Consider the following 14,227-nt stretch of genomic DNA (forward strand, 5'->3'; position numbering starts at 1 on the left):
GAAGCGCGCTTAGCTGTAGATCTCGAACAGGCCGGCGCCGCCCTGGCCGCCACCGATGCACATGGTCACGACGCCCCACTTGGCCTTGCGGCGACGGCCTTCCTGCAGCAGGTGGCCGGTGAGCCGGGCGCCGGTCATGCCGAAGGGATGGCCGATCGCGATCGAGCCGCCATTGACGTTGTACTTCTCGGGATCGATGCCGAGCTGGTCGCGCGAATAGAGGCACTGGCTGGCGAAGGCCTCGTTGAGCTCCCAGAGGTCGATGTCATCGACCTTCAGGCCATGGCGCTTCAGGAGCTTCGGCACGGCGAACACCGGACCGATGCCCATCTCGTCGGGCTCGCAGCCGGCCGAGGCCCAGGCGACGAAACGGCCGAGCGGGTTGAGGCCGCGCTTCTCGGCGTCCTTGGCTTCCATCAGCACCACTGCGGCGGCGCCGTCGGAGAGCTGGCTGGCATTGCCGGCGGTGACGAACTTGCCCGGGCCCTTGACCGGCTCGAGCTTGGCGAGGCCCTCCAGCGTGGTCTCGGGGCGATTGCACTCGTCGCGATCGACCACGTAGTCGACGATCGACTCGGCCTTGGTCGCCTTGTCGACCACCTTCATCTTGGTCTTCATCGGGACGATTTCGTCCTTGAACTTGTTGGCCTGCTGCGCGGCCGCCATGCGGCGCTGCGACTCCAGCGAATACTCGTCCTGGTATTCGCGGCTGAGCTTGTAGCGCTCGGCGACGATGTCGGCGGTGTCGATCATCGCCATGAAGATGTCGGGTGCCGTCTTGAGCAGATCCGGGTCGATCGATTCCTTCGGCGAGCCGCCGCCGGGAATCGAGATGCTCTCGACGCCGCCGGCGACGATGCAATCGGAGCCGTCCGAACGAATCGAGTTGGCGGCCATCGCGATGGTCTGCAGGCCCGACGAGCAGAAGCGGTTCACCGAGACACCGGCGGTCGACTTCGGCAGGCCGGCGAGCAGCGCCGCCTGGCGGCCGATGTTCGGGGCGCCATGCGCGCAATTGCCGAGATAGCAGTCCTCGACATACTCCTTGTCGACGCCGGCGCGGTCGACCGCGTGCTTGATGGCGTGCGCGGCGAGCGACATCGGCGGGGTGATGTTGAATCCGCCGCGGCCGGACTTCGCCAGGCCGGTGCGCGCGTAGGAAACGATGACAGCTTCACGCATTGTTTTCTCCCTCTGAGATGACGGTCATTGTGGCGTGTCGTGGCCCGTTCGTACACATTTTTCGACGGGCGCAACAGCAATACCGGAGGCTCCGGAACGACAAACGCCGCCTCCGGGGCCGGAGACGGCGTCATGTTCCGCAGATCGGAATTTGGACGTCCTGAGCGGTATCTTCATTCGTCACGCCCGGACGCCTCCGGGCGATGACAAGACTGTTCGAACAGTGTTTAAAACGTCAGCGCCTTCAGAACGTCAGTGCCTCAGAACGTCAGCGCCTTGGCCTGCTTCACCTGCGGCAGCGCCTGCACCTTATTGAGCAGCTCCGCCGGCACCGCACCGTCGACCTCGACCAGCGCAATGGCATCGCCGCCCTGTTTGACGCGGCCGAGATGGAAGGTCGCGATATTGATCTTCGCGTCACCCAACAGGCTCGCGAAGGCACCGATGAAGCCCGGCTTGTCCTCGTTGGTGACGTAGATCATCGACTTGCCGAACTCGGCGTCGACCCGGATGCCCTTGATGTCGACGAGGCGCGGCTTGCCGTCGGCATACACGGTGCCGGACACCGAACGCTCCTGGCGCTCGGTGGTGACGGTAACCGTGATCAGGCTTTCATAGTCGCTCTGCGCGGCGCGGACGACCTCGTCCACCACCATGCCGCGCTCCTTGGCGACGACCGGCGCCGAGACCACGTTGACCTCGCCCAGCATCGGCCGCAGCAGGCCGGACAGCACCGCCGAGGTGATCGCCTTGATCTTCATCTCGGCGACGTGACCCTCATAGGTGATCTGGGTCTTGAGGATGCCGCTCTCGGTGAGCTGGCCTGCGAACGAGCCGAGCTTCTCGGCGAGCTCGATGAACGGCTTCAGCTTCGGCGCCTCTTCCGCCGTGATCGACGGGAAGTTGACCGCGTTCGAGATCGCGCCCGACAACAGATAGTCCGACATCTGCTCGGCGACCTGCAGCGCGACGTTCTCCTGCGCTTCCGTGGTAGAGGCGCCGAGATGCGGGGTGCAGATCACGTTGGGATGGCCGAACAGCACGTTGGTCGTCGCCGGTTCCTCGACGAACACGTCGAAGGCGGCGCCCGCGACATGCTTGGAATTGAGCGCATCGACCAGCGCCTGCTCGTCGACCAGGCCGCCGCGGGCACAGTTGATGATGCGCACGCCCTTCTTCATCTTGGCGATCGCCGCGGCATCGATGACGTTGCGGGTCTTGTCGGTCAGCGGCGTATGCAGCGTGATGAAATCGGCGCGCTTCAAGAGGTCGTCGAGCTCGACCTTCTCGACACCGATGTCCTTGGCGCGCTCCGGCGACAGGAACGGGTCGAACGCGATCACCTTCATGCGCAGGCCGAGCGCGCGGTCGGCGACGATCGAGCCGATATTGCCGCAGCCGATCACCCCCAGCGTCTTCGCCGTAATCTCGACGCCCATGAAGCGGTTCTTCTCCCACTTGCCGGCCTGGGTCGAGGCGTCGGCCTGCGGGATCTCGCGCGCCAGCGCCAGCATCAGGGTGATGGCGTGCTCGGCGGTCGTGATCGAATTGCCGAACGGCGTGTTCATCACGATGATGCCCTTGGCGGTCGCGGCCGGAATCTCGACATTGTCGACGCCGATGCCGGCGCGGCCGATCACCTTGAGCCTAGTCGCCTTCTCGATGATCTTGGCGGTCGCCTTGGTGGCCGAGCGGATCGCGAGGCCATCATAATTGCCGATGATCTCGGCGAGCTTGTCCTTGTCCTTGCCAAGGTTGGGCTGGAAGTCGACCTCGACGCCGCGATCCTTGAAGATCTGCACGGCGGCGGGCGACAGCGCGTCGGAAATCAGAACTTTGGGCTTTGTCATGAGTATGATCCGTCAATGACGATTGATCTGCGGCCGTCACCCGCGGGCTCGACCCGCGGGTCCATCCTTTTTTGATGGATGGCCGGGTCAAGCCCGGCCATGACGAGATGAGATAAAGTTAGCTTACGCCGCCTTCGGCAATGCGGCCTTGGTCTCGGCAAAGGCCCAGTCGATCCACTGCGTCAGCAGCTCGACGTCCTTGGCCTCGACGGTGGCGCCGCACCAGATGCGCAGGCCGGCCGGCGCATCGCGGTAGTACGCGAAGTCGAAGCCGGCATTCTCCTTCTCGACCAGCGCGACCAGCTTCTTGCAGAAGTCGGCCTGCACGTCTGATGGAAGCGAGGTGATCGCGGGATCGGTGAACTTCAGGCACACCGAGGTGTTGGAGCGGATCGCGGCATCCTTGGCCAGGAAGTCGATCCAGGGTGTCTTCGCCTTCCAGTCGGCAATCGCCTTGGTGTTGGCGTCGGCGCGCGCGATCAGGGCCTTCAGGCCGCCGATCGACTTTGCCCAGTTCAGCGCATCGAGATAGTCCTCGACGCACAGCATCGACGGCGTGTTGATGGTCTCGCCTTCGAAGATGCCCTGGTTGAGCTTGCCGCCCTTGGTGAGACGGAAGATCTTCGGCAGCGGCCAGGCCGGCTTGTACGTCTCGAGCCGTTCCACCGCGCGCGGCGACAGGATCAGCATGCCGTGCGCGGCTTCGCCGCCGAGTGCCTTCTGCCAGGAGAAGGTGACGACGTCGAGCTTGGCGAAATCGAGCGGCTGCGCGAAGGCGGCCGAGGTTGCGTCGCAGATCGTCAGGCCTTCACGGTCCGCGCTGATCCAGTCGGCGTTCGGCACGCGCACGCCCGAGGTGGTGCCGTTCCAGGTGAAGACGACGTCCGACTTGGGATCGACCTTGGAAAGATCGGGGATTTCACCGTAAGCCGCGTTCAGCTTGGTGACATCCTTCAGCTTCAATTCCTTGACGATGTCGCTGACCCAGCCTTCGCCAAAGGATTCCCAGGCGAGCGTGGTGACCGGCCGCGCACCGAGCAGCGACCACAGCGCCATCTCGACCGCGCCGGTGTCCGACGCCGGCACGATGCCGATCTTGTAGTCGGCAGGCACCTCAAGCACCTCGCGCGTCAGTTCGATCGCGAGCTTGAGCTTGGCCTTGCCAACCTTCGCACGATGCGAGCGGCCGAGGGCGGCGTCCTTGAGATTGTTGGGGTTCCAGCCGGGGCGCTTGGCGCAGGGGCCGGAGGAAAAATGCGGCACGTTGGGCCGCGAAGCGGGCTTCGCTGCAGTCATAATCTACCCTTCCAGATAGCTGCCTCTCGGTGGGGAGAGGTTTCCCGCCGCCGGGGATATTGGAAAGGTGCCAAAACGTCAAGGAAGTTCGGACTTGTCCGGAACAATCGCGCGATCACGGCTGATTGATGGGGCGTCCCCGACCTGCTGCACCGTCTCCTGGTCGAGCAAATCCGCCGCCAGAGTCATGATCTTAACCGCCCTGCGCCGGCTCGATATTCTCAAAATGCGCTTATCGCCGGCCTGCACGATGTACTCGTTGCCGACCCGCACGATCGAATATTCCGACATTCCAATCCCCAGTTGCCCGCGCCCCGTGGGAGACGTCCGACATACCGGACTCGTTCCGCCCCGTAAAATCACGGAGGCCGGCTTAGTTTACCGGCTGTTAACCGGATCGCCGAGCGGCGGCTACCGCAGGCGTTGCCTTGTGTGCAGCACAACTTCGCGCGCGGATATCAAAAGCGAAGCGTCATGCCGACATGACTGCGCGCAAACCCAAGCCGCTCATAGAAACGCTGCGCATCGACGCGGGTGTGATGCGTCAACAGTTCGACGAGCATGCAGCCTTGCGCCCGCGCCTCCGCGACCGCCCACTGCACAAGTTTCTCGCCGATGCCGCGGCTGCGGCAATGCTTTGCGACACGGACATCCTCGAGCAGACCGCGCGAAGAGCCCTGCGAGCTGATGCCCGGCAGCACCGCGAGTTGCAGGCAGCCGACGACGGCACCCTCCCCGTCGACGGCGACGACGAGCTGCAAATTGGCATCGCGCTCGACCCGCGCGAAGGCGTCGTAATAGCCTTGCGGCAGCGGATCCTCGATCCGCTCGCGCGCACTGCCGAGCGGATCGTCCGCCAGCATGCCGACGATGGCGGCGACGTCCGCGCGGCGCGCGCGGCGGATCGTGATCGACGAGGGTTCGGTCATGGCGGCATTCACCTGCGGTCAGCGGACCGGCGGCAGCGCGAGCACATGCTCGGCATCCGCGATCCAGCGGCGGATCGTGGGGTAGCCCTCGAGCGCGAGGCCGCCGTCCTCCGCCATCCGCGTATAGGCAAGCAGCGACACGTCGGCGAGCGAGAATTGATCTCCGACCAGGAATTGCGCACCAGCAAGATGCCGCTCCAGATGATCGAGCGCCCCATAGCCGCGCTTGATTAGGTTCGGATCGATCTCGGAGACAGGCTTGCCGAGATAGACGGCCTGAAAACGGCAAACCGCGACGTAGGGCTCGTGGCTGTTCTGCTCCCAGAACATCCAGCCATCCATCTGCGCCGCGCCATAGGGATCGCCGGGAATCAGATCGCTGCCGCGCGCGAGATAGCGGATGATGGCGTTGGACTGCGCCAGCGTGCGTCCGTCGTCCAGCTCCACCGTCGGCACCTGGCCCCAGCCGTTCAGCTTGAGGAATTCCGCGGTGCGGCTGCCGCCCTTCATGGTGTCGATCTCGACCCATGTGTACGGCAGCGCCAGCCTGTCGCACACCCATTTCACCTTCAGGCAATTGCCTGAATTGGCGTCGCCGTAGATTTTCATGCGAGGTCGCTCCGCTTGCGGAGCGATATCGGACCAGCCGCGCCATACGCTGTCAAGCTGCGCGGCTTTGCCTCAGAACTTGTAGCCAAGACCAGCGCGCACGCTGTTGAGCGAGATGCTGGTGTCCTTGATCGGCGAGAACTTCACGTATTCCCATTCGCCGCGCATGAACAGGCCGCCCCACAGGCAGTATTCGAAACCAAGGCCGGCGGTCCAGCCTGCCACGAAGGCGTTGGTCTTCTGCTCGCTGGCGGTCTGCGACAGCGATGGGATCTGGGTGAACGACGTCGACACGATCGATGTCGTTTGGTTTCCGAACGCATCGGTGGTCGTCGCGGTCACGTCGTCACGCAGCACCACATTGGTGGACACCGAACGCGACACGTCCATGCGCCCCACCGCAAGGCCGCCGAACATGTAAGGCAGGAAACCGTCGAACGCCCAGCCCGCGCGGCCGCGGAACGTGATCACGTCCTTGATCGTCGCGGCGGCAGCGCCATCCAGCGACGTGTTGTAGGTGTAGGTGTGATTGGGCGGCGCGGCCGAGCCCGGCGGGCTCACGATCGCGAGCGCCATCGACCCTTTCGACGAGCTCGAGATCCTGTTCATGTAATTGTAGTTGGCCTCGACGCCGAACACGACATCTTCCCACTGCCAGTTGCGGCCAACGAAGGCGCCGAAATTGGTGCCCTGCGCGGTGTTCTTGTTCAACAGCGTCCATGCCGATGTCGGCTGCGCAAGCACGCTGTTGCGGAAGATGAAGTTGGTCAGCGACACGATGCTGTTGTCGAAGTTCATGTCCGCGGCCGAGTAGCCGACCTGGCCGCCGGCGTACCAGCCCTCCCAGTTCCTCGTGGGCGCCGGTTCGGCCGGAATACTGCCGCGCAGGAAATCGGGCATGTCGGCCGCATGCGCGCCGGTCACTGCCCCGAACATCATCGCCGCCAGCAAGAACCTACGCATCGCAACGCTCCAATCCACTCACCGAATGCGCGCTGATCATCGCCTGTTAACCTTAACCAATCGTTGTCGCCGACGGATTTCGAGCACGCAAGTTGCAGAACTTCGCGAGGACGAGACGCAAAGCAAAAACGGCGCGGGATGATCCCGCGCCGTTGCAATCGTTAACCGTGAAGGGCCGAAATTAACCCTTATCAGCCCTTGCGGATCAGCGGGGGCGGCGGCGGCGGCGGCGGCACGTCGCAGCACGGCAGGTTGAAGCGCACGCCGAGCTTGACGTCCTGCGAGGTCATGTCGCGGTACTGGAAGCTCGAAGGCCCGGTCGGCGTGTTGTCGAAGAAGTGACCCTGGCCCTGCCCGACGGTGCCCATGTCGAGGTAGCGATAGGCCAGTTCAACCGTGAAGTTGTTGGTGACCTTGTAGGCGACACCGGCATGCAGCGCCCAGGCGAAGTTGGTCTTGGTCGCACCGTCGGCGATGTAGGAGCTGGTCAGGCCGGACCCGCTCGGGAACGTCGCATTGTCGGAGAAGGCCGAAGTCTTGAGCACGGCGGCACCGACACCGGCACCGATGAACGGGGTCAAGCACCCCCAGGTGCCGAGATCGGCGTAGACGTTGACGAGGCCGACCCAGCTCTGGACGCCGCCATGATAGGTGTCGGCCAGCGAGCTCGGCCCGGGGAACGTGAAGAAGTCGGTGCCGTTGAAGCTCACCTTCGAGCGATACTCACCGGTGATGTCGGCGCGGAACCAGCTGTTGAACTGATAGCCGACGCCGAGGCCGAACAGCATGCCGCTGTCGAAACCGTGGCCGTACTGGTTGAACGCGGTGCCGGCCGGCAGCGTGTCGTAGGCGTTGACGTGCAGCTTGGCCTGGGTGTTGGTCATGCCGATATCGCCGCGCAGATACCAGCCGCCGAAATCCTGGACCGGCGGGGGAGCATACGCCATCGGGGGCGGCGGCATGATGGGCATGTCGGCGGCGAACGCCGCCGAGGACAACAGAGATGCCGCTCCTGCGGCAATCAGGGTCTTTACGCTACGCATTGGCTTCGTCCTTTTGGGCCAAGTGAGGCGACACGAAAGCCCCACGTCTGAAACTCACGGGCGGACGATGGCAGCAAATGTTTAAGCGGCACTTAACCCTAATTTTTAAGGTTGATTTTCTCTCACCTATTTCCCTGGCTGTTGCTTATGGGTCCATAAATGCGCGCGCGTGCCGTGAAAAATGGCGACCTCGCCACAAGTGCTAATGAAGCGTTGACGCAAGGCGCGCCGCTTGCCGCGCACGCAAGCCGGGTTCGTTAGCGAATGCTTAATCGGGGCGAAGCGTACGCCCCCGCCGCCGGGAGGCTCAGCGAACCGCCTTCGGCATCTTCGGCAGGAACACCGCGAGCAGGCCGATCGCCGGCAGGAAGGCGCACAGCTGATAGACGAAGGCGATCGAGGTGTGGTCGGCGAGCTTGCCGAGCACGGCAGCGCCGAGACCACCGATCCCGAACGCAACGCCGAAGAACACGCCGGAGATCATGCCGAAGCGATGCGGCATCAGTTCCTGCGCAAACACGATGATCGCCGATGTCGCCGACGAGATGATCACGCCAATCACCACCGTGAGCACGGCGCTGGCGAACAGTCCGGCGTAGGGCAGCGCCAGCGTGAACGGCAGTGCGCCGAGGATCGAGAACCAGATCACGTATTTGCGGCCGAAGCGGTCGCCGAGCGGCCCGCCGATGAACGCGCCCGCGGCGTTGGCGGCAAGGAAGATGAAGAGATAAAGCTGCGCGGCCTGGGTCGAGACGCCGAACCTGTCGATCAGATAGAAGATGTAGTAGCTCGACAGGCTCGAGACGTAGAGCTGCTTGGAGAACAGCAGCGCGACCAGCACGATGAGCGCGATCATCACGCGCCGCTGATCCGGATGGTCCGGATGCCGCGCGATGGTCGTAGCCTTCTTACCTGCGATCTGCGGCTTGTACCAGACGCCGATGCGCCACAGGATCACGATGGCGAGGAACGCGATCGAGGAGAACCAGGCGATCGAGGGCTGGCCGAACGGCACCACGATCAACGCGGCGAGCACAGGCCCCATCGAGGTGCCGAAGCTGCCGCCGAGCTGGAACACTGATTGCGCGAAGCCGTAACGTCCGCCGGACGCCAGCCGCGCGATGCGCGAGGATTCCGGGTGGAACACCGCTGAGCCGAGACCGACCAGCGACGCCGCGATCAGGATGATCCCGTAACCATGGGCGACGCTGAGCAGCAGCAGCCCGAAGAAGGTGAAGCCCATGCCGATCGACAGCGAGAACGGCTGCGCCTTCTTGTCAGTGAAGTGCCCGACCAGCGGCTGCAGCAGCGACGCCGTAAATTGAAACGCCAGCGTGATCATGCCGATCTGCGCGAAGTCGAGCGCGTAATTGTCCTTCAGGATCGGGTAGACCGAGGCGATCAGGGACTGCATCGTGTCGTTGAGGAAGTGCGAGAAGCTGATGCCGGCAAGCACGACATAGGCCGGCCCGGCGGCGGCCACTTTCGCGGCCTGCGCAGAGGTCAGCTCGGCGACCTGCACCGGTTCCCCCAGTGCCTGTTCGCTCACGACGGGTTTGTTCACTGCAGCATCCCGGATAGTTTCGCAAAAATACCTCCGCGTCGTACGACGCGGAGGTGAGCCGGACCAGTTGCGTTAGCCGATGGCAGCGATGCGCTGTGTGGTTGCTGCCCCAGCGATCGAACTCTCCCCGTCATCCTGAGGAGCCTGCGCAGCAGGCGTCTCGAAGGATGAATCGGCCAACAGCCGAGCCGTGCATCCTTCGAGACGCGCGCAAGGGCGCGCTCCTCAGGATGACGGATCACGAGCTGATGCGGCCGGACAGCCCTTACGCCGCCGCGGCGTGGCCGAGGGCGCTGACGATGTTGTCGACCACCTCTTCCACCAGGATGCGGTCGTCGCCCTCGCCCATCACCCGGATGACGGGCTCGGTGCCGGAGGGACGGATCAACAGGCGGCCATGGCCGTTGAGGCGCTTCTCGCCGTCGGTGATCGCGGACTTGACCTCAGCGTCGTCGAGCGGCTTGCCGCTGCGATAGCGCACGTTCTTCAGGATCTGCGGCAATGGTTCGAAACGCCGGCAGATCTCCGACACCGGGCGGCGCAGCTTCTGCACCACGGCCAGCACCTGCAGCGCCGCGACGAAGCCGTCGCCGGTGGTCGAATAGTCCGACATGATGATGTGGCCCGACGGCTCGCCGCCGAGATTGTAGCCGCCGCTCAGCATCTGCTCGAGCACATAGCGGTCGCCGACCGGCGTGCGGACCATCGAAAGCCCGATGCTTTGCAGGAAGCGCTCCAGCCCGAGATTGGACATCACGGTCGTGACGATGCCGGGCTTGGCGAGACGCCCCTCTTCCTTCCAGCTCTGCGCGATCACCGCGAGCAGCTGGTCGCCGTCGACGATGTGGCCGCGCTCGTCGACCAGGATGACGCGATCGGCGTCGCCGTCGAGCGCGATGCCGATATCGGCGCGCATCTCGCGCACCTTGCGCGACAGCGCTTCCGGCGAGGTGGAGCCGCATTCCTTGTTGATGTTGAAGCCGTCGGGCTCGACCCCGATCGGCACCACGTCGGCGCCCAGCTCCCACAGCGCCTCCGGCACCACCTTGTAGGCCGCGCCATTGGCGCAATCGACCACGACGCGCAGGCCGTCGAGCGAAAGATCGCGCGGCAGCGTGCGCTTGGCGAATTCGATGTAGCGGTCATGGACGCCGTCGATGCGGCGGGCGCGGCCGAGGCTCGCGCTCTGCGCCAGGCGGCGATCGAGCGATTCGTCGAGCAGCTGCTCGATCTGCTTCTCGACATCGTCGGAGAGCTTGAAGCCCTGCGGGCCGAACAGCTTGATGCCGTTGTCCTCGAACAGATTATGCGACGCCGAGATCATGACGCCGAGATCGGCGCGCATCGACTTGGTCAGCATCGCGATCGCCGGCGTCGGCATCGGGCCGACCAGCAGCACGTCCATGCCGACCGAGGTGAAGCCCGCGACCATGGCGTATTCGATCATGTAGCCGGACAGCCGCGTGTCCTTGCCGATCACGACGCGATGGCGATGGTCGCCACGCTGAAACACCAACCCTGCGGCCTGCCCCACCTTGAGCGCGAGCTCCGGCGTGATCAGCCCATTGGCGCGGCCCCGAATTCCATCGGTCCCGAAATATTTGCGGCTCATGATACCCCCAAGGTGGACCTCTCGAACCACCCGGCGAGAGAGTCCCGAACGCCTACCAGTGTAGCGTGCATCGGCCTTATAGACTGCCAGGCGCTAAAATGACTTCAAAAAATATGATGAATCATTACCGCGGCCGAACCGCCTCTTTCGACCTTAAGGCACTGAAAATATAACATTATTCCTCTTCCGGCAATCCCCGGGAAGGCGCACTGGCCCCTACCCTTTGCCGTCACGCTTGACGTGCCGGTCGCCCTTGGTGGGGGCCGGCTGGGTGACATTGACGGGGTCGGAACCGGGAAACGTCTCCTCAAGCCCCTCTTCCAGCGCCTCGTCGAGCCGGCGCTTTTCGGCGCTGTCGTCTGCCTTCGGCTTGGAGCCTGATTGCGTCATCGCACTCTCCCATCCGTCTCCGATTTGGCAGGCCACCCAACCATGTTAGATGACGGCAAGACCGAACAGCTGCAAGGCTGATTACCGGGACTCGTTACATAGAACTTGCGACATAGAAGAAGGGCCGGGAACGTCCATGAAGCACATTACCTGCATCGAAGACCTGCGCCAGCTGCACAAGCGCCGGGTGCCGAAGGCGTTTTTCGACTATGCGGATCGCGGCTCCTACACCGAGGATACGCTGCGCGCCAATTCCGAGGACCTGCAGCAGATCAAGTTCCGCCAGCGCATCCTGGTCGACGTCTCCAGGCGCAGCCTCGCGACCACCATCCTCGGCGAGCCCTCGGCGATGCCGCTGATCCTGGCGCCGGTCGGCCTGCTCGGCATGCAGCATGGCGACGGCGAGATTTACGCCTGCCGCGCCGCGCAGGCGGCCGGCATTCCCTTCACCCAGAGCACGATGTCGATCTGCTCGATCGAGGACATCGCAGCCGCCGTCGACAAGCCGTTCTGGTTCCAGCTCTACGTCATGAAGGACCGCGGCTTCATCAAGTCGCTGATCGAGCGGGCGATCGCAGCCAAGTGCTCGGCGCTGGTGCTGACGGTCGACCTCCAGGTGATCGGCCAGCGCCACCAGGACATCAAGAACGGCATGACGGTGCCGCCGGAATGGTCGCTGTCGAAGCTGCTCGACTTCGCGACCAAGCCGGCCTGGGTGTCCGGCGTATTGCAAGGCAAGCGCCGCACCTTCGGCAACATCGCCGGTCACGTCAAAGGCATGGACGACATCGTCAAGCTGTCGGAATGGACCGCGTCGCAATTCGACACCACGCTGAACTGGAAGGACATCGACTGGATCCGCAGCATCTGGCCGGGCAAGCTGATCCTTAAGGGGATTCTCGACGTCGAGGACGCCGAACTCGCCGCCAAGAGCGGCGCGCAGGCGATCGTGGTCTCCAACCATGGCGGCCGTCAGCTCGACGGCGCGCCGTCCTCGATCGAGGTGCTGCCGGAGATCGTCGACGAGGTCGGCTCCAAGCTCGAGATCATGTTCGACGGCGGCATCCGCACCGGCATGGACGTCATGCGCGCGCTCGCGCTCGGCGCCAAATCCTGCATGATCGGCCGCGCCTATGCCTACGGCCTCGGCGCCGGCGGCCAGGCCGGCGTCGCCAAGGCGCTCGACATCCTCGGCAAGGAGCTCACCACCACGATGGGCCTGTGCGGCGTCAACACCATCGCCGAGATCGACGACAAGGTGCTGGCGGTTTGATCGGGTTGGCGTGACTGAATACGCCTATGTTGCCCCGTCATCCTGAGGTGCGAGACTCCGGGATCTTGACCTTGATGCGGAGCCCTGCCGCGCCTCACATCGGCGGCGCGATTCCATCGCGGCCGACATTGACGCGGTTGGCTTCCAGCGTGCCGTCGTCCTTCTTCACCGCGCCGAAGATGATGATGTTGGCGCCCGGCTTCAGCTCCGACTTGTCGCCGGAGACGAAGGTGACGACCGGGGTACCCGGCGGCACCACGACCTTCTTCTCACCGTCCTTGTATTTCACCGTGATGTTCTGACCGTCGGTGCCCTTCACGGTCTCGGCGACGGTGGCGTTGGTCATGGTCGAGTTGGCGCGCAGATCCCACGGGCGGAAGCCCTCGGCGGCGCCGCGCTGGTTCTCCGGGAAGATGTGAACCGCGATCGCCTTCTGCGTTCCGTCGGGCTCGGGCATCGCGGTGACGCCGATATAGGAACCGGGCTTGATCTCCGACAGATCGGTCTTGGCAACGCCGAACACCGCGACATTGTCCGTCGTCCGCACCTTCATGTCGGCACCGTCGCGCGACTTGATCGACAGCATGGCGCCGTCGACGGCCTCGATGGTGCCGCGAATGCGCACCGTCGGCGGCTGCTGTGCGGAGGCGACGGAAGCAAAGGCAACGACAAGCATTGCGGCGAAGAGCGGCGATTTCGACATGGTGTCCCTCATGGGTTGGCTGGCGAATCAGGGAACACCGGGGAGTTGGTGGTATTCCGTACAAGCCACAACTCCGTGCGGGAGCGGCGGCTCGCAGGACAACTACGCATGGGACCGGCGGCCCGTTACTGCGGTAACGGACAGGTGATGCTGCGCAGCCGTCGCAGCCCGTCACATCGGCGGCGTGAGGCCGTCGCGGCCGACGCTGACGCGATCGGTCTCCAGCGAACCATCGGGCAATTTCTTCATGAAGGCGACGATCTTGGCGCCGGCCTTCAGGTCGGCCTTGTCGCCGGGAACGTAGGTCACGACCGGCGTATCGGGTGGGACCTGGACCGTCTTCTCGCCGTCCTTGTACTTGACCTGCAATGTATGACCGTCATTGCTGACCACGGATTGCGCGACGGTCGCATTGGTCATGCTGCTGTTCGGCTTCAGATCGTAGGGGCGCGAGCCTTCGCCGGTGCCGCGCATGTTCTCCGGGAAGACATGCACCTCGACCGCCTTCGGCGTGCCGTCGGGGCCGGGCACGGTGGTGGTGCCGATGAAGGAACCGACCTTGATGTCGGACAACGCGATCTTGCTGAGACCGAGCACCACCATATTGCCCGTCATATGCAGCTTGACCTCTTCGCCGCTGCGCGACTTCACCGCCAGCGTATCGCCGTCGACGCTTTCGACGGTTCCGCGCACCCGGGTCGGCGTCGGCGGCTGCTGCGCGAGCGCGTAGAGCGTGGATGCCGTCACCATCGCAAGCGCAATGAACGGACGAACGAGATGGAAACGGCGGGCAGTCATGCTTGATCTCCGGGA

At 64.2% G+C, this 14,227-nt stretch carries 14 protein-coding genes; 1 reads left to right on the forward strand and 13 read right to left on the reverse strand.

Annotation, left to right across the window (positions count from 1 at the left end; translation table 11 throughout):
• Positions 1 to 9: 9 nt before the first annotated feature.
• The 11 genes from ACVMB0_RS02230 to ACVMB0_RS02280 all read right to left on the reverse strand — a co-directional run bounded on the left by ACVMB0_RS02230 (position 10) and on the right by ACVMB0_RS02280 (position 11,438).
• Entirely contained in the window at positions 10 to 1,182 is a 1,173-nt protein-coding gene (locus ACVMB0_RS02230) for a thiolase family protein (RefSeq protein ID WP_050423239.1), read from the reverse strand.
• A gap of 260 nt (positions 1,183 to 1,442) precedes the next feature.
• Positions 1,443 to 3,032 (reverse strand): phosphoglycerate dehydrogenase, encoded by a 1,590-nt coding sequence (serA, locus tag ACVMB0_RS02235; RefSeq protein WP_461345183.1) that lies wholly within the window; start codon positions 3,030 to 3,032, stop codon positions 1,443 to 1,445.
• Between the two features lie 123 nt (positions 3,033 to 3,155).
• Complete coding sequence (locus tag ACVMB0_RS02240; RefSeq protein ID WP_461345184.1) at positions 3,156 to 4,328, reverse strand: phosphoserine transaminase; 1,173 nt, start codon at positions 4,326 to 4,328, stop codon at positions 3,156 to 3,158.
• Positions 4,329 to 4,406: 78 nt separating this feature from the next.
• A complete protein-coding gene (locus ACVMB0_RS02245; RefSeq protein ID WP_456752417.1) occupies positions 4,407 to 4,619 on the reverse strand; it encodes a hypothetical protein in 213 nt (70 codons plus the stop codon).
• Between the two features lie 167 nt (positions 4,620 to 4,786).
• The gene (locus tag ACVMB0_RS02250; protein ID WP_461345185.1) at positions 4,787 to 5,257 is read right to left on the reverse strand and encodes a GNAT family N-acetyltransferase; all 471 of its coding nucleotides are present in this window, start codon (positions 5,255 to 5,257) and stop codon (positions 4,787 to 4,789) included.
• Positions 5,258 to 5,275: 18 nt separating this feature from the next.
• On the reverse strand, positions 5,276 to 5,866 hold the full coding sequence (locus tag ACVMB0_RS02255; RefSeq protein WP_461345186.1) for a glutathione S-transferase family protein: 591 nt from the start codon (positions 5,864 to 5,866) through the stop codon (positions 5,276 to 5,278).
• Between the two features lie 72 nt (positions 5,867 to 5,938).
• Complete coding sequence (locus tag ACVMB0_RS02260; RefSeq protein ID WP_456752414.1) at positions 5,939 to 6,829, reverse strand: outer membrane protein; 891 nt, start codon at positions 6,827 to 6,829, stop codon at positions 5,939 to 5,941.
• Between the two features lie 191 nt (positions 6,830 to 7,020).
• Positions 7,021 to 7,872 carry an outer membrane protein gene (locus ACVMB0_RS02265; protein ID WP_456752413.1) on the reverse strand — a complete coding sequence of 284 codons (852 nt, stop codon included), beginning with the start codon at positions 7,870 to 7,872 and terminating at the stop codon, positions 7,021 to 7,023.
• 307 nt (positions 7,873 to 8,179) lie between these two features.
• Positions 8,180 to 9,436 (reverse strand): MFS transporter, encoded by a 1,257-nt coding sequence (locus ACVMB0_RS02270; protein ID WP_461345187.1) that lies wholly within the window; start codon positions 9,434 to 9,436, stop codon positions 8,180 to 8,182.
• Positions 9,437 to 9,701: 265 nt separating this feature from the next.
• Positions 9,702 to 11,048, reverse strand: coding sequence for a phosphoglucosamine mutase (glmM, locus tag ACVMB0_RS02275; protein WP_456752411.1), 1,347 nt, complete (start codon positions 11,046 to 11,048; stop codon positions 9,702 to 9,704).
• A gap of 216 nt (positions 11,049 to 11,264) precedes the next feature.
• A complete protein-coding gene (locus ACVMB0_RS02280; protein WP_456752410.1) occupies positions 11,265 to 11,438 on the reverse strand; it encodes a hypothetical protein in 174 nt (57 codons plus the stop codon).
• A gap of 136 nt (positions 11,439 to 11,574) precedes the next feature.
• Here ACVMB0_RS02280 and ACVMB0_RS02285 point away from each other — a divergent pair, with 136 nt between their 5' ends.
• Complete coding sequence (locus tag ACVMB0_RS02285) at positions 11,575 to 12,711, forward strand: alpha-hydroxy acid oxidase (protein ID WP_461345188.1); 1,137 nt, start codon at positions 11,575 to 11,577, stop codon at positions 12,709 to 12,711.
• 94 nt (positions 12,712 to 12,805) lie between these two features.
• Here the strand turns inward: ACVMB0_RS02285 and ACVMB0_RS02290 are convergent, their stop codons facing one another.
• Together ACVMB0_RS02290 and ACVMB0_RS02295 are read right to left on the reverse strand one after the other, a co-directional pair.
• A complete protein-coding gene (locus ACVMB0_RS02290; protein ID WP_461345189.1) occupies positions 12,806 to 13,414 on the reverse strand; it encodes a single stranded DNA-binding domain-containing protein in 609 nt (202 codons plus the stop codon).
• Positions 13,415 to 13,585: 171 nt separating this feature from the next.
• On the reverse strand, positions 13,586 to 14,164 hold the full coding sequence (locus tag ACVMB0_RS02295) for a hypothetical protein (RefSeq protein ID WP_461349580.1): 579 nt from the start codon (positions 14,162 to 14,164) through the stop codon (positions 13,586 to 13,588).
• Positions 14,165 to 14,227: the final 63 nt, after the last annotated feature.

It is taken from the genome of Bradyrhizobium sp. USDA 4451, from assembly GCF_054822585.1.